16 protein-coding genes are annotated in these 14574 nt (G+C 67.5%); 7 read left to right on the top strand and 9 right to left on the bottom strand.

All coding sequences use genetic code 11. From position 1 onward, the window contains the following. Window positions 1–6: 6 nt before the first annotated feature. Window positions 7–234: a hypothetical protein gene (locus ACI2JO_RS15075; protein WP_159754549.1), complete on the bottom strand. Its 228-nt coding sequence runs from the start codon at window positions 232–234 to the stop codon at window positions 7–9. A 142-nt stretch (window positions 235–376) separates the two neighbouring features. Between ACI2JO_RS15075 and rpmB the strand changes: the two genes are divergently transcribed. After that, entirely contained in the window at window positions 377–673 is a 297-nt protein-coding gene (rpmB, locus tag ACI2JO_RS15070; protein ID WP_028966567.1) for a 50S ribosomal protein L28, read from the top strand. Window positions 674–745: 72 nt separating this feature from the next. Here the strand turns inward: rpmB and ACI2JO_RS15065 are convergent, their stop codons facing one another. Then, window positions 746–1726 (bottom strand): esterase-like activity of phytase family protein, encoded by a 981-nt coding sequence (locus tag ACI2JO_RS15065; protein ID WP_404721437.1) that lies wholly within the window; start codon window positions 1724–1726, stop codon window positions 746–748. A 129-nt stretch (window positions 1727–1855) separates the two neighbouring features. Here ACI2JO_RS15065 and ACI2JO_RS15060 point away from each other — a divergent pair, with 129 nt between their 5' ends. After that, a complete protein-coding gene (locus ACI2JO_RS15060) occupies window positions 1856–2224 on the top strand; it encodes a glycine zipper 2TM domain-containing protein (protein WP_404721436.1) in 369 nt (122 codons plus the stop codon). Between the two features lie 426 nt (window positions 2225–2650). Here the strand turns inward: ACI2JO_RS15060 and phbB are convergent, their stop codons facing one another. From phbB to ACI2JO_RS15035, 5 genes are all read right to left on the bottom strand, one after another. After that, window positions 2651–3373 carry an acetoacetyl-CoA reductase gene (gene phbB / locus ACI2JO_RS15055; protein ID WP_404721435.1) on the bottom strand — a complete coding sequence of 241 codons (723 nt, stop codon included), beginning with the start codon at window positions 3371–3373 and terminating at the stop codon, window positions 2651–2653. Window positions 3374–3429: 56 nt separating this feature from the next. Next, a complete protein-coding gene (hemH, locus tag ACI2JO_RS15050; RefSeq protein WP_404721434.1) occupies window positions 3430–4434 on the bottom strand; it encodes a ferrochelatase in 1005 nt (334 codons plus the stop codon). After that, window positions 4434–6647: a molybdopterin cofactor-binding domain-containing protein gene (locus tag ACI2JO_RS15045; protein ID WP_404721433.1), complete on the bottom strand. Its 2214-nt coding sequence runs from the start codon at window positions 6645–6647 to the stop codon at window positions 4434–4436. The genes hemH and ACI2JO_RS15045 overlap by 1 nt, the downstream gene beginning before the upstream one ends. Before the next feature lie 133 nt (window positions 6648–6780). Next, entirely contained in the window at window positions 6781–7161 is a 381-nt protein-coding gene (locus ACI2JO_RS15040; protein ID WP_404721432.1) for a hypothetical protein, read from the bottom strand. A 160-nt stretch (window positions 7162–7321) separates the two neighbouring features. Further along, a complete protein-coding gene (locus tag ACI2JO_RS15035; protein WP_404721431.1) occupies window positions 7322–9001 on the bottom strand; it encodes a class I adenylate-forming enzyme family protein in 1680 nt (559 codons plus the stop codon). 65 nt (window positions 9002–9066) lie between these two features. On the opposite strand from ACI2JO_RS15035, the gene lgt reads away from it, so the two are divergent. From lgt to ACI2JO_RS15010, 5 genes are all read left to right on the top strand, one after another. Next, window positions 9067–9954 carry a prolipoprotein diacylglyceryl transferase gene (lgt, locus tag ACI2JO_RS15030; RefSeq protein WP_404721430.1) on the top strand — a complete coding sequence of 296 codons (888 nt, stop codon included), beginning with the start codon at window positions 9067–9069 and terminating at the stop codon, window positions 9952–9954. Then, entirely contained in the window at window positions 9954–10976 is a 1023-nt protein-coding gene (locus tag ACI2JO_RS15025) for a class I SAM-dependent methyltransferase (RefSeq protein ID WP_404721429.1), read from the top strand. The genes lgt and ACI2JO_RS15025 overlap by 1 nt, the downstream gene beginning before the upstream one ends. Continuing rightward, window positions 10973–11488: a GNAT family N-acetyltransferase gene (locus ACI2JO_RS15020; RefSeq protein ID WP_404721428.1), complete on the top strand. Its 516-nt coding sequence runs from the start codon at window positions 10973–10975 to the stop codon at window positions 11486–11488. Before ACI2JO_RS15025 ends, ACI2JO_RS15020 begins: the two co-directional genes overlap by 4 nt. After that, window positions 11485–12246, top strand: coding sequence for a peptidoglycan editing factor PgeF (gene pgeF / locus ACI2JO_RS15015; protein ID WP_404721427.1), 762 nt, complete (start codon window positions 11485–11487; stop codon window positions 12244–12246). Before ACI2JO_RS15020 ends, pgeF begins: the two co-directional genes overlap by 4 nt. A gap of 126 nt (window positions 12247–12372) precedes the next feature. After that, entirely contained in the window at window positions 12373–12522 is a 150-nt protein-coding gene (locus tag ACI2JO_RS15010) for a hypothetical protein (RefSeq protein ID WP_404721426.1), read from the top strand. On the opposite strand, the gene ACI2JO_RS15005 is transcribed toward ACI2JO_RS15010, so the two are convergent. Together ACI2JO_RS15005 and ACI2JO_RS15000 are read right to left on the bottom strand one after the other, a co-directional pair. Continuing rightward, window positions 12501–13337, bottom strand: coding sequence for a PEPxxWA-CTERM sorting domain-containing protein (locus tag ACI2JO_RS15005; protein ID WP_404721425.1), 837 nt, complete (start codon window positions 13335–13337; stop codon window positions 12501–12503). The two genes, ACI2JO_RS15010 and ACI2JO_RS15005, sit on opposite strands and share 22 nt — an antisense overlap. A gap of 121 nt (window positions 13338–13458) precedes the next feature. Further along, window positions 13459–14568 (bottom strand): helix-turn-helix transcriptional regulator, encoded by a 1110-nt coding sequence (locus ACI2JO_RS15000; protein ID WP_404721424.1) that lies wholly within the window; start codon window positions 14566–14568, stop codon window positions 13459–13461. Between the last annotated feature and the right edge of the window lie 6 nt (window positions 14569–14574).

Here is a 14574-nt window from a genome sequence, read left to right as displayed (position 1 = left end):
GTTGGCTCAGCGCTGTTCGCCGGGCTTCTGGACCTCGACCTTGGGAACCTCGACGGTCTTGTTCTCGGTACCAACCCGGACCTTGGCGACATCGGCATCGAACTTCGGCGCCTGCCCGCCTTCGAGTCGCGGCAGTTGTGCCGTTTGTGTCTGGTCGAACTTGACGAAGCCGAGCAGCAACGCCGCGAGGAACACCAAGGCGACGATTCCGATCAGCACCAGCAGCGCGCGCATCCTTTTTCTCCCGATCCATGTTGATTCGCTGCCGCAACAACGCTGCCGGGCGGGGCTGGTTGCAGCGCTGACGACTTGACCGATCGTCACCCACGGGTTACTGGCGCGCACTTTCCGGGCAACCGAAATCAGGATTAGTCACATGTCGCGCATTTGCGAGCTGACCGGCAAGGGCCGGCAGGTGGGCAACAACGTTTCCCACGCCAATAACAAGACCAAGCGTACGTTTCTGCCGAACCTGCAGAACGTCACCCTGCTGTCCGACTCGCTGGAGCGGTCGATCCGCCTGCGCGTCTCCACCCACGGCCTGCGTTCGGTCGAGCACAATGGCGGGCTGGACAACTGGCTGGTGAAGACCTCGGACGACAAGCTGTCGCTCAAGGCGCGCCGCCTGAAGCGCGACGTCGTGAAGAAGCGCTCGGCCGCCGTCGCGGCCTGACGCTGACGGCTCTGCCCGCATCGCTGCGGCCCGCCCTCCTTCTTGGACGGCGGGCCGTAGTGCGTTGCGCCGTCAGCCGCGCCAGCGGAATTTGGCGAGGATCGTCCGCCGCCAGGACGCGCCGTCGTTGTCGGTGACGAGCCAGATCATCGTCTGACCCCGCTCCTGCGAGACCGCCAGTCCCTCGGCATTCTCACGCCCCAGCGTGTCGCCGAATCGCGCCACGACCTGACCATGGAGCAATGCGCCCGGCCTGATGCTGTGTGCGGCGATACGGACCAACGTCATTTCGAAGCGCATCGGCAGATGGACGCGGCGATTGAGCACCAGCACGTCGCCGTTCGGCAACACCGCCGCGTCGCTTGGCGAATGATGCGGCGGCGGCAGGTAGCGAAGCGCGGCAGTGGGCGTGTCGTAAAGCGCCGGGTCGCCGTAGAAGAGCAAGGCGGCCCGCGCACCATTCTGCCACAGCCCGCCCTCGCGGAAGGCGAGGAAGCGTCCGTCGTTCAGCCGCGCCAGTGATTCGATGCTGCTGTTCACGCCCCAGTCGCGCATCGCCAGCGGGGGACTCGCGGCATCGGCATGTTCGAAGTCTGGAGCATAGCGCCAGATCATGTTGATCCGCTCATAACCGATCCACGCCCTGCCGGTGCGCGGGTCAAGTGCAAGCGACTCGGTATCGCGAGACGCCTTGCGCCACGGGGTCTCTGGCCCGTCCGAAAGTTCTGCGGTGCCCAGCGTCCACAATTTGTCGCCGGAGATCCGCAATCTCACCACCAAACCGCCGTCGCTGAGCAAGATCGCCTGCCCATCGTGCAGGGCCAGCGCCGATATGCCGCCGAACGCACGCTGGTTCGCGCGCAGTGACACCGCACCGACGGGTTCGAGCGCCCCTACGCGGCGTGGCCAGCCGCCGCGCGGCACGAACGGCGTGGCGGTGATGCTCAGGCCGGGATCGAACACCGCGCGGCGGCCGTCACCCGTCCAGGCCGGCACCAACGTCAGCACCAGGGCGAGAGTGATCGGCCATCGCACGTCTCGCGGGTAAACCACCGAAGCAGTCCGCGAAAGGATGAACGCCCGATAACGAGCGCATTCAGCGTCGGCTCAAAGCGAATCGGGCAAAAGCTCTTTCATCGACGGGAAAGCCCGCCGACCGGAACAGCAAACGGGAGACTGCTCATGTTCAAGAATCTCGCCCTTGCCGGTGCCGCGCTCGCGATGGGTGCCGCCGCCGTGGCCCCGACTGCCGCCGACGCCCAGCGTTATTACGGCGACCGCTACGACCGCTACAGCGACAATCGCGGCTATTACGATCAGCGCGGTTACGATCGGCGCGATTATCGCGGCAACAACCGTCGTTACAGCTACAATCGCCGCTGCTCGAACGGCACGACCGGCACGGTGGTCGGCGCGATTGCCGGCGGTCTGCTGGGTCGCGTGATCGACTCGCGCGGTGATCGCACGCTCGGCACGGTGCTGGGTGGTGTCGGCGGCGCGGTCGCGGGCAATGCGATCGAGAAGTCGAACAACCCGCGTTATTGCCGCTGACGCTGGCAGGTCGGGAGCGATGCTCCCGGCCGGGGCGCGAGGCGCCGCCAGCGGCACGGCCGACGGGTCGGCAGCGCCGATCCGGTCGACGACGGCCCGGCCGTCGTTCACCCCTTCCCTCGCGTAGCGTATGAGGGCGCGAGCCCGGTACCGAAAGGTGCCGGGCTCGTGTTATTTCCGGGACTGTACGTTGAGGTAGGTAGTTTCGTCATTGCGAGCGTAGCGAAGCAATCCTGGGCCGGGTCAGGACGTTCTGGATTGCTTGCTCGCAATGACGGACAAAGGGTGCCGCGGGCCGTTGGCAACCCGCCGCGGGCGAAGCCAGCGTCGTCGGCAGGGTCGGCGCGAAGCCGACCCGCCAGCCGGGCCGAGCCGCGCTGCGCGACGGCGCCGTTGCCGCGGTACCGGGCGACGCGCCTCGGCCCGTCAGTACATATGCTGCCCGCCGTTGATGCTCAGCGTCGACCCGGTCACGAACCCGGCCTCCTCCGAACACAGGAACGCCACGCCGCGCGCGATCTCCTGCGCCTGGCCGAGCCGGCCGACCGGGATCTTGGCAACGATCTTCTCCAGCACATCGGCGGGGACCGCTGCGACCATATCGGTGTCGATATAGCCCGGCGCGATCGCGTTGACGGTCACCCCTGCGCGTGCGCCTTCCTGCGACAGTGCCTTGGTGAAGCCGTGAATGCCACTTTTCGCGGCGGCATAATTCACCTGACCATATTGGCCGGCCTGACCGTTGATCGAGCCGATATTGACGATCCGGCCCCATTTGCGGTCGCGCATTCCCGGGAACACCGCCTTGGCCATGTTGAAGCAACCGCCGAGGTTGGTGTCCATGACCTCCTTCCACATCTGATAGGTCATCTTCAGGATCGTGCCGTCGCGGGTGATGCCGGCGTTGTTGACCAAGACGTCGACCGGGCCCAACTCGGCCGCGACCTTCGCGCAGCCGTCGAGGCACGCCTCATGATCCGCCACGTCCCATTTGTATGCCGCGATGCCGGTCCTCTCGGTAAACTCGCGCGCACGCTCGTCGTTGCCGGCATAATTGGCCGCGACCGTCATTCCCGCGTCCTTCAGGGCAACGCTGATCGCCTCCCCGATGCCGCGCGTCCCCCCTGTGACGATCGCCACACGTGCCATAACATCCTCTCCCGTCGCCCGCCCGGAATGAGGCGGTATCCCAAATCCACGTCAGCCTAGGCGGGGGCAACCCACCCTTCAAGTTCACGTGCCAGTAACGTGCGCAACATCGCCACACCGTCCGCGCTGTCGTTAAGGCAAGGAATATAGGCGAAATGCGTGCCGCCCGCCTCCACGAAGCTCTCGCGTCCACGGATCGCCAGCTCTTCCAGCGTTTCGAGACAATCCGCGGAGAAGCCCGGCGCGAGGATGGCGACCTTGCGGATGCCTTGCTTGGGCATCGCCTCCAGCGTGGTGTCGGTGGCGGGTTCGAGCCATTTGGCGCGGCCGAAGCGCGACTGGAAGGCGACCGTCAATGGGCGGCCTAGTGCTTCGCCGAGCAACCGCGCGGTCTTGCGACAATGGCAATGGTACGGATCGCCGAGCGCCAGCGTTCGCTGCGGCATGCCGTGAAAGCTGGCGACGATCGCATCGGGCGCAAAGTCGAGGTTGCCGAGTGCCGCAGTGACGTTGCGGGCGAGCGCGTCGATATAGGCCGGGTCGTCGTAATAGGGCGGCAGGGTGCGGATCGCGGGCTGCCAGCGCATTGCGGCGAGCGCAAGAAATGCCTTGTCATTGGCGGTCGCGGTCGTGGCGGCGCAATATTGCGGATAGAGCGGCGCGATCAGGATGCGTTCGCACCCGGCGTCCTTCATGGCTTGAAGTCGGTCGCCGATCGCCGGGTTGCCGTAACGCATCGCCCAGTCGACCAGCACCTCCGCGCCGAACGCGTCCTTTAGCGAAAGCGCCTGCGCGCGCGTCACCGCCGCGAGCGGCGACCCCTGATCGGTCCAGACCTGTTGATAGGCGTGTGCCGATTTCCTGGGGCGCGTCGTAAGGATCGCACCGCGCAGGATCGGTTGCCACAGCAGTTTCGGGATCTCGACGACGCGGCGATCCGACAGGAACTCCGCGAGATAGCGGCGCACCGCGCGCGTGTCCGCTGCATCGGGCGTGCCAAGGTTGACGAGCAGCACGCCGATGCGTGGCCGCGGGATGGTCGGGTGGTCGAGGGGAAGCATCACGCGCTCCTGAACGGCAAGTGGCGCCACCGCGTTCCGCCGGCGGCAAACAGGGCGTTGGCGATCGCGGGGGCGGCGGCCGGCACGCCGAGATCGCCGACGCCACCGGCATCGGCGGTCGAGGATATCAGCTCAACGGTGATCTCGGGCGCGTCGGCGAGGGTCGGGAGCCCGACATCGCCATAGCGGCGGATGCTCGCGAGCCCGTCGTGATAGTGCGCCGCGGCGCCTTGCGTCGTCGCGGCGCCGAAGATCAGCCCGCCCTCGATCTGCTGGCGGACGATGTCGGGGTTGATCGCGCGACCGCAATCCACCGCTGCCACCAGCCGGTCGAGGCGCGGTCGCCCGGCGGGGTCGAACCCGGCCTCGGCGAGCACCGCGATCATGCTGCCGGCCATCGTGTGACTGGCAATCCCCTGCCCGCTGCCCGGCACGCCGCCACTCCACCCGCCAAGCGCCGCCACCGTCGTCAGGCAGCGCGCAAGTCGCGGCTCGCCGCCGAGCAGCCCGACGCGATATGACATCGGCTCGCTCCCGGCGACGCGCGCCAGTTCGTCGAGAAAGCATTCAGTGAAGAAGGCGGTGTACCCGTCCGCCCCGCCGCGCAGATGTCCGGTCGGCAGGTCGAGCGCGACCGGGTGATGCCAGACCTCCGACGCGCCCAGCCGATACGGCGGTACTGCACCGTGGATCGCATACGCGTCCGCGCCCGCCGGCAGCGCCGCGGCGAGCCGGCGCAGCGGATCGTCGGGCAAGAGCCGCGCGGCAAGGGCACACCCGGTCGCCGGCACCGCGACGCGCGCGCGCCACCCAAGGATCGCGCCATTGGGAGCGAGCCGCGCCGCCATTCGCGCGCGCGCTGGCGGACGCACCCGGTCGTGGAGCAGCGCCTCGCCGCGCGACCAGGCGAGTTGCACCGGCCGGCGCAGCTCTTTGGCGAGGATCGCGGCCTGTTCGATGACATCGTTCTCCAGCGCCGCGCCGAACGACCCGCCGCTGAGCATCGGATGGAGGATGACCTGCGCCTCAGACACGTCGATCGCCCGCGCCGCCGCCGCGCGCGCCAGCGACGGCGCCTGCGTCGCGGCCCATAGTTCCAGCCGCTCGTTCTGCCAGTGTGCGGTCGCGGCGGGCGGCTCGACCGCGGCGTGGAGCGCGGGGGCGACGCGATATTCGGCCTCGACCAGCCGCGCGCCGGCAAAGGCGGCATCGACGTCGCCGGTGCTGGCGACCCGGTGCCCGGCAGCATCGAGCGCCACGACGAGCGCGCGGTCGATCGCGGCGTCGTCGGGCGGCACCGGGCCCGCAAAGCGCGGGGCGAGCGCGTTCAAGGCGCGGTTGGCGGCCCACCAGTTGTTCGCGACCGCCGCGATCCAGCGATCGTTGCGGACGACGTGGAGCATCCCCGGCACCCGCTCGGCGGCGGCGAGATTTGCCGATTGTAGCCGCGCGTCACGGTGCGGGGCCTGACGGATGCTTGCGAAGACCATGTCGGGCAGCCGCACGTCGGCGACGAAATTGGCCGAGCCATCGACCTTCGCAGGCACGTCGAGCCGTGGCAGCGCTTCGCCGGTCAGCCGCCCCTCGTCGCCGATCCGGTACGGCAGTTCGGCGGGGATACTGCCCGACGCTGCCGCCTCGGCCAGCTCGCCGAAGCGCAAGCGCCGGTCGCCATGGACGACGAAGCCGTCGGCGGTGGTGCAGTCACGCCAGTCGACGTCCCAGCGGCTGGCCGCTGCCTGACACAGCAGCACGCGCGCCGCCGCGCCCGCATCGCGCAGCGGTGCCTCGAACCGTCGCACGGACGTCGAGCCGGCGGTGAGCATCAGCGCATCGCGCGTCCAATGTTCGTCGCGCAACCGCTCGGGGACGCCCGCGAACGCATCGCCGAACAGCCCGTCGGCGGCGAGCGGGTTGGCGTAAAGGGGCGAAACCGGCGCCGCCTCGACGCCGACCGTCCGCCAGTCGGCACCGAGTTCGTCGGCGACGATCTGCGGCAAGGTGGTGAAGACACCCTGCCCATGCTCGCACTGCGGGACCGCGACAACGATCTTGCCGTCGCGCGCGATCTTGAGAAAGGCATTGAAGACACGCTCGTCGGGCGCGGCGGCGAGATTGGGCAGATAGGCGCGCGGCCACGCCGCCCACGCCACGACCAGCCCCGCGCCGATACCACCGGAAACGAGAAGCCTGCGCCGCGTGATCTCCGCCATGCGAAGCGGCGTAGCGGGCGCGGCGGCGCGGCGAAAGGGGCTTTCGCGGCCAGAAATCCACTAAGGGAGCGAAGCGGAGGAAGCCGTGAGATGGTTCAACCTGCGTCGAAAATTCGCGGCTGACCGCTCCCGCTCAGGAGGCTGTCCAGGTTTGGCCGCGACGTTCGCGCGCCAGCGTCATTGGCAGGATGTTCTGCGCCCATGGGCCATAGGGAACAGCCTGCTGCCCGGCCGGTTCGCGGCGCGCGTCACGGATTGACACCACCTTTCCCGACGTATCGCCAAACGGTGCGGCAGAGACAGGCAGTTCCGGCGGCTTCAGCATTCGCCTGCGCCATCGCACCGCTATGGCACTTAGCAATCCGCCGAGACGGCTGAGGAGATAGCCGTAGCAGCCGCCGATGAGCAGAACGTGCAGATCGGACCGCCCGGCAAGCTGCGCGGCGTGCAGCAGATAAAGCGCGATGATCGTCAGCGTTCCAGCGAAGACCGGATACATTACTGACGTTCGCATCTGCGCCTCCTGTCATGACAAGGCTATGACAGGCTTATCTGACCGACAAGCTTTTTTGTGCACTTGCGTCATAAAATTTGGTTGCGACCGCTCAATCGCTCACAAACTTGCAAACGTTCGACACTCGCACACGCAGCATTTTTCGGGAGTACGCTCCGCCTCAGGCCGCCACCAGCGCCGCATAGTCTTTGCGCAACAACTGCTTGTCGATCTTCTCCGTGCCGAGCCGGGGAAGCGGACCGGGGCTGAGCCACAGCCGTTGCGGCACCTTGAACGCGGCGAGATGCTCGCCGAGGAAGGCGATCAGTTCCGCGGCGGTGGTCGCGTCCGGGTCAGCAAGGTGGACGACCGCGCAGGGCACCTCGCCGAGCCGCTCGTCGGCGAGCCCGAACACCGCCGCCTCGGCGACCGCGCCATGCGTATAAAGTGCCGCCTCGACCTCCTGACAGCTGATGTTCTCGCCGCCGCGAATGATGATGTCCTTCTTGCGGTCGACGATGAACAGATAGCCGTCGGCGTCGAGATAGCCGAGGTCGCCAGTGCGAAAGAAGCCGTCGGCGGTGTAGCAGGCTGCGGTGTCGGCGGGACGGCCCCAATAGCCCTCGAAACACGCCGCCGAGCGAATTCCGATCTCGCCGACGCCGCCCAGCCGCACCTGCTGCCCGGCATCGTCAAGGATCGCGAACTCGACCAGCGGCGCGGAGGCGCGCCCGGTCGAGGCGGGCTTGGCGAGATAGTTGCTGCGCCAATTGCCTGCGCCGACCGCGTTGGTCTCGGTCAGGCCATAGCCGATCAGCGGGGAGCCGGGCAGCTCGGCATCGAGCCGCCGGACATGCTCGACCGGGCGCGGTGCGCCACCGGCCGCGAAATCAGTGACAGTCGACAGGTCATAGGCGTCGCGGCGCGGATGGTTGAGCATTTCGAGGCTCATCAGCGGCACGCCGACGAAATAGGTGACCTTCTCGCGCTCGATCAGCCGCATCGCTTCCTCGGCATCCCAGCGCGACATCAGCACCAGCTTGCGCCCCATCGCGAAGCTCTGGAGGAAGGTCGGCACCATGGCGGTGACGTGGAACAGCGGCACATTGAGCAGGGTCGCGGGCTGCGCGGCCATCGGCTTGCCGTCCTGAGTCGAAATCGCCAGCATCATCATCGCCGAGGCGAGGAAGTTGAAGGTGCCCTGCACCACCTGGAATTGGGTCGACAGCGCGCCACGCGCGCGACCCGTCGAGCCCGAGGTGAACAGGATGGTCGCGTGATCGTCAGGCCCCATCGTCGGCAGCGTCGCGCCCTTAGCGCGCGCGAACACCGCGTCGAGCGCCTGTTCGAGCGGGAGCGTGTCGTCGAACGCCTCGACAGGCACGGTACAGTCGCCGAGCCGCTTCACACGCGGCGGATCGGCGAGGATCAGTGCCGGAGTCGATTCCGCAACCGCCGCCGCGAGTTCCTCGCCCTGCCACCAGCCGTTGAGCAGGGTGGCGACACCACCGGCCATGACGATCCCCATGTAGAGGACGATCCAGGCCGCCGAGTTGCGCGCGGCGATCGCGACGCGGTCACCCGGCGCGATGCCGTAGCCGTCGATCAACGCCTGTGCGACGCGGGTCGCGGCATCATACGCCTGCCCGAAGGTCAGCCGTTCGTCGCCGCAGACCAGAAAGGTCTTGTCGCGATGCTCGGCGCAGAAATGCGCGAAATAGGCCGGCAGCGTCAGCGGGGCGGTGGCGATACACGGCAGCGTGCGGCCGAAACGTGCAATCGATCCCAATGCGAGCGGACCACCCTGCCCCGTCAGGGTCGCCATTATGGCATCCATGCGTGCGTCAAGCTCGGTCCGCATCACTCTCTCCGCTTGGGTTTGTCTTATTCGCCCCTTATGGAGGCGCGATTCACGAGGGGAAAGCCTTGATCCTGCCCGCGCTCACGGCTGCCGTAGCGGCAAGCCACATACATTTTTCCGATCTGGGGCTGCATCCCGACGTCTTCTCGATCGGGGTGTTCACGCTGCGCTGGTACAGCCTGGCCTATATCGCCGGAATCGTCATCGGCTGGTGGTATCTGCTCAAGCTGCTCGACCAGCCGGGCGCACCGATGGCGCGGCGTCATGCCGACGATCTGGTCTTCTACGCGACGCTGGGCATCATCCTCGGCGGCCGGATCGGCTATGTGCTGTTCTACGCGCCCGAGATGCTGACGCGGCCCTTGTCGATCCTGCGACTATGGGACGGCGGGATGTCCTTCCACGGCGGGGTGATCGGCACCTCGCTGGGCCTGATCTGGTTCGCGCGCAAACATGGGCTCAACTGGTTGCGCGTGCATGATTATGTCGCGGCCTGCGTGCCGTTCGGGCTGTTCTTTGGGCGGCTCGCCAATTTCGTGAACGGCGAATTGTGGGGCAAGCCCGCCGACGTGCCGTGGGCGATCGTCTTCGAACGGACGGTGCCGTTCGGCGTGCCCGAGCCGGCGCGCCACCCGAGCCAGCTCTACGAGGCGGGGCTGGAGGGCATCCTGCTGTTCGCGTTGCTGTGGTTCTTCTTCTGGCGCACCGATGCCCGCTATCAGCCGGGCAAGCTGGTCGGGCTGTTCCTGACCGGTTACGGCCTTGCGCGCTTCACCGCCGAGTTCTTCCGCGAGCCCGACGCGCAGCTCCGCCAGTTCGCCGAGGCGACAGGGCTGCACATGGGGCAGTGGCTGTGCGTGCCGATGATCCTTGCCGGGCTGTTCCTGATCCTGACCGCACTGGGCCGCAGGACGCGCGTCGAGCCGATCGCCGGCCCGGACGCGGTCGCCTGATGGGCGAGCCCCTGCTTGCCGAACGATTGGCCCGCGCCATTGCGCTGGGCGGGCCGATCCCGGTCAGCCAGTTCATGGCCGCCGCCAACACGCATTATTATGCAGCGCGCGACCCGCTCGGCGCGGCCGGCGACTTCACGACCGCACCCGAGATCAGTCAGATGTTCGGCGAGCTGATCGGCGCATGGGCGGCGGACCTGTGGGACCGCGCCGGGCGTCCCGTAGTGGCATGGGTCGAGCTGGGACCGGGGCGCGGCACGCTGAGCGCCGATGCGCTGCGCGTGATGGCGCATGCCGGCCTGACGCCGGCAGCGCATCTCGTCGAGACCAGCGCGACGATGCGCGCCGCGCAAGCCGAGCGTGTGCCGGGCGCGACGTGGCATGATTCGATCACGACGCTGCCCGAGGACGTGCCGCTGATCGTCATCGCCAACGAATTCTTCGACGCGCTGCCGATCCGCCAGCTCGTGAAGCGTGGGCAGACGTGGCACGAGCGGCTGGTCGCGTGTCAGGACACGTTGTTCCTGCCGATCGCGGGGACCAGCGTGCCCGACACGATTATCCCGCCCGCGCTCGCCGCCGCCGCGTCGGGGGCGATCGTCGAGACGTCGCCCGCCAGTGTCGCGATCATGGCCGATCTGTCGGCGCGGATCGTCACGCAGGGCGGCGCGGCGCTGGTGATCGACTATGGCTATGACGGTCCGGCGGTCGGCGACACATTGCAGGCGGTGCGTGGTCATGCCTATGCCAATCCGTTCGAGGCACCGGGCGAACAGGACCTGACCGCGCACGTCGATATGGCGACGCTGCGGCTGGTGGCCAGCGCCTCGGGCGCGGCGACGTTCGGAACGACCGGGCAAGGCGCGTTCCTGCGCGCATTGGGAATCGACCAGCGCGCCGCGGCGCTGGGCGAGAGAGTGGCCGGCGACCGCCGCCGGCTGGTGGACGACATGGGGGAGTTGTTCAAGGTGATCGCAGCGACACATCAGAACTGGCCGCAACCGGCGGGGTTCGGGGCATGACCCGCCGCGCCACCCTGCGCCGTGCCACCGCGAAGGACGCCGCCGATCTGGCCGGCGTCGCCCGCGCGACCTTCACCGAGACGTTCGGCATGCTGTATTCCGCGGCCGATCTCGCCACCTTCCTCGAACAGCACACGCCGGAGGACTGGGCGCGCGAGATCGCCGACCCGGCCTATTCGGTCGCGGTGGTCGAGGACGGGCATATCGTCGTCGGCTATGTCAAACTCGGCCCCCCACGGCTGCCGTTCACGCCCAAGGAAGGCGCGATCGAGCTGCGGCAATTCTATCTGCTCCAGCCCTGGCAGGGCGCGGGCATGGGACCGAAGATGATGGAATGGGCGCTGGAGGAAGCGCGCGCACGCGGGATGCGCGAAATGTACCTGTCAGTGTTCGTCGACAACGAGCGCGCGCGGCGGTTCTACGCCAAGTACGAGTTCAAGGATGTCGGCCGCTACGCCTTCATGGTCGGCGACCATGAGGATACCGACGTCGTGATGCGACGCGCACTGTGACCTTGCCGGTGCCGTTCCGCGCCGCGGTGCTGAACGGTGTCGCGCATGGCTTTTTCGGGCGGCAGGGCGGTGGCTCGGCGGGGATCCATGCCGGGCTGAACGTCGGGCTGGGCTCAGCGGACGACGAGGCGTTGGTGCAGGCGAACCGCGCGGCGGCGGTCGGCGCGGTCGCGCCGGGGGCGTGTCTGCTGACGCCGTACCAGACTCACTCGGCAACCTGCATCACGGTCGAGGCGCCGTTCGCCGAACGACCGCAAGCGGATGCGCTGGTCACCGACCGCGCCGGCCTTGCGATCGGGGTGGTCACGGCCGATTGCGCGCCGGTGTTGCTCGCCGACATCGCGGCAGGCGTCGTCGGGGCCGCGCATGCCGGCTGGAAGGGGGCGCTGACCGGGATCACCGATGCGACGGTCGCGGCGATGATCGCGCGCGGTGCACAGGTCGAACGGATCGTGGCGGCGGTGGGGCCGTGCATCGCGCGGGCCAGCTATGAGGTCGACGATGCGTTCCGGCAACGATTCGAGGAAGCGGACGGTGCGAACGAGCGCTTCTTCGTCAATGCGCGCGCGGGGCATCACCGCTTCGATCTGGAAGGCTATGTCGTCCACCGGCTCGCGGCGGCGGGGGTCAAGCGGGTCGCGGCCTTGGGGCTGGACACCTATGCCGACGAGGCGCGGTTCTTTTCCTATCGCCGGGCGACGCACAGGGGCGAGCCGGGCTACGGGCGGCAGATCGCGATCATCGCCCCGGCGGGCTGACGCCACCGATGCGAAGCGCTCCTCGTAAACAAAACGTCACCCCGGAGCGGCTCCGGGGTGACGGTAGGCTCGATGCGGATCGTTCCGCCGCGCCGCCGGTTGATGCGGCAACACAGGAGAACGATCATGGCCGACAAGCTGGTTCGCGAGGAACTGAGCGAGGGCCCGACCTTCGATCGGAAGGCGAAGCGACCGATCAAAGGCGGGCTATATTATCTCGCGTTCCTGTTGGTGGCCGCGATCCTGATACTATTTTACGCCGGCAATCTGATCTGACCGCCGCGGCGCTGACGCAGTGCCGCCCCGACCAGACCGAAACCCAGGATCATCATCGCCCAGGTCGCCGGCTCGGGCACTGCGCCGCCAGTGACGCCGTTCAGCGAGAAGCTGATCGAACGATCGTACTTATAGGCCTGCGTGCCCGCACCGATCACCTGCGCATCGGCGTTGCTGAACCCGGTGCGCGGCAGCGTGTTTACCGACACCTTGTAGCTGGTGCCCGCCTGGAAGGTCTTCGACGCGGTCGCAGCGGCGGTGTAGTCGGCAAGCGTGCCGGTGAAGAGCAATGTGTCGTTCGCGCCCTGGTAGATGTTGATATAGTCGAGCGCGCGACCGGCGATATTGCCGCTTCGGGTGTCCAGATCGGTTGCCGCCGCGATGTAGCCGATGTTGAGCAGGCCGGTCTGGTTGAGCAGGAAGGTGGTGATCACCTCATGGCTGATCGACACCGATGCCGAAGCCGCTGCCGAGGTGGACGCAGCCGACAGGTCGTCGACGAAACGCGCAACCCAGCCGTCGGGCGAGGTGCTGGTCACGAGCGTGTTGCCCGTGCCGGTCGCGTTGGCGACGTTGCCGGCGCCGAACGCGCCCGACACCGCGGCGTTGGTCGAACCCTGACCGGCGAACGAGCCGTTGCCCGAGCGCACCGTCGAGCTCTGGTCACGCGTCGCGGCATTGTCGGTCACCTGCGCGCCGAGCAGCAGGTCAGTCGAGGCATCGATCGACTTGGTTGAAACAACGGTCGCTGCATAGGACGGCGTCGCCGCCGTCACTGCCACAGCCGCGAGTACGAGCCGCATACCCAACTTCATATCCATTCCCCCCAAGTAGCTACCAACTGGTTCACAGCCGAACCATGCCGGCCTGCTAAGGCGGAAATTTTCGGCAGGCTTTAACTCATTTGCAGTAGATGATCCCCCTGAACGCACCAAATCACCCAAAACGGGACAGTAGACGGATCAGCTCGGCCTGTCTTGAAGTATGCGTTTTGGCAAAAATTTGTCGCAAATGCACACGGATAGTATTGATCGTGATGCCCAGCGGGGCCGATGCTTCCTCCAGCGTGCGTCCTGAAAAAAGTTGCTCTGCCAGATCGGCCTCGCGGGCGGTCAATCCAAATGCGGCGCGCCACAATGCGACGCGAGACACGGGGGCTGCCAGCGGATCGACCAACGTGACCAGCGCCGCAGCCTGATCGGGCACGAGCGCGCGACGCTCCGCCACCAGCGGCCAGGCACACAGCACATAGCCGGGCCGATCATCGCTTCGCTCGATCCGCGTCGCGTCTGCGATCGCTCCCTGCGCGGCGGTAGCGCGCGCGATCGCCGCAGCCAGACGCCGCTGGCTGGCCGGGTCGGTCGCCAAGAGCCGCCCCCCGGCCATCCGCAGGCCATCGTCACGGCGCAGCGCCTGCTCGAAATCGGGCGTCGCCCGCAGCACCACCCCACTTTCGTCGAGCAAAGCAGCGGGTTCGCCCGCAGCATCGAGCCGCGCGCTCCACCATTGTTCGCGCAACTTCTCGGCGTGGAGCACGCCGAAGGTCAGCGTCTGCTCCAGCGTTCCCGCCAGCGAGGCGAGTCGTCGCCATTGCTCATCGTCGATCGCACCGCGCGACACGGCGTTGTGCACCGACAGCCCGCCGACCCAGCGACCGTTGCCGATCACCGAGGCCGAGGTAATGAAATGTCGGGTGCGGCTGTGTGCTTCCATCCAGCGCAGATACACGGCCACCTTGGGGTCGTCGCGATCGAGCACGTCCGTGTCGCGATACAGGCTGCTCTGCTGGAGCCGCGCCACCACCGGAATCTGCGGATCAAGCAGGTGCATACGATCCGCCTCATATCGCGCGGGCCCGGCGGGGTCGACGTGGTGGATCGTGTTCCACGTCAGCGCCCCTTTCGCGCGATCGACCATCGCGAGATAGCCCGCGGCGCCACCGACCCATTCCGATGCACGCCGCAGCCATGGGGTCCAGCCCTCCGGACCGTCGTCCATGGCCGCCAGATACGCACCATGGATCAGTGCGTCGCGTTCGTCGTTCATGCCGCC

Source organism: Sphingomonas sp. NPDC079357 (assembly GCF_044901155.1).
GTDB lineage: Bacteria > Pseudomonadota > Alphaproteobacteria > Sphingomonadales > Sphingomonadaceae > Sphingomonas.
This window is presented reverse-complemented; position numbering and strand designations above follow the sequence as displayed.

Coding starts and splice junctions, on each gene's coding strand:
- ACI2JO_RS15020 (WP_404721428.1), top strand. CDS start 10,973: ATGACCCGCCGCGCCACCCTGCGCCGTGCCACCGCGAAGGACGCCGCC.
- ACI2JO_RS15035 (WP_404721431.1), bottom strand. CDS start 9,001: ATGCGGACCGAGCTTGACGCACGCATGGATGCCATAATGGCGACCCTG.
- hemH (WP_404721434.1), bottom strand. CDS start 4,434: ATGCTTCCCCTCGACCACCCGACCATCCCGCGGCCACGCATCGGCGTG.
- ACI2JO_RS15045 (WP_404721433.1), bottom strand. CDS start 6,647: ATGGCGGAGATCACGCGGCGCAGGCTTCTCGTTTCCGGTGGTATCGGC.
- rpmB (WP_028966567.1), top strand. CDS start 377: ATGTCGCGCATTTGCGAGCTGACCGGCAAGGGCCGGCAGGTGGGCAAC.
- ACI2JO_RS15040 (WP_404721432.1), bottom strand. CDS start 7,161: ATGCGAACGTCAGTAATGTATCCGGTCTTCGCTGGAACGCTGACGATC.
- ACI2JO_RS15025 (WP_404721429.1), top strand. CDS start 9,954: ATGGGCGAGCCCCTGCTTGCCGAACGATTGGCCCGCGCCATTGCGCTG.
- ACI2JO_RS15060 (WP_404721436.1), top strand. CDS start 1,856: ATGTTCAAGAATCTCGCCCTTGCCGGTGCCGCGCTCGCGATGGGTGCC.
- ACI2JO_RS15005 (WP_404721425.1), bottom strand. CDS start 13,337: ATGAAGTTGGGTATGCGGCTCGTACTCGCGGCTGTGGCAGTGACGGCG.
- phbB (WP_404721435.1), bottom strand. CDS start 3,373: ATGGCACGTGTGGCGATCGTCACAGGGGGGACGCGCGGCATCGGGGAG.
- ACI2JO_RS15000 (WP_404721424.1), bottom strand. CDS start 14,568: ATGAACGACGAACGCGACGCACTGATCCATGGTGCGTATCTGGCGGCC.
- ACI2JO_RS15075 (WP_159754549.1), bottom strand. CDS start 234: ATGCGCGCGCTGCTGGTGCTGATCGGAATCGTCGCCTTGGTGTTCCTC.
- ACI2JO_RS15010 (WP_404721426.1), top strand. CDS start 12,373: ATGGCCGACAAGCTGGTTCGCGAGGAACTGAGCGAGGGCCCGACCTTC.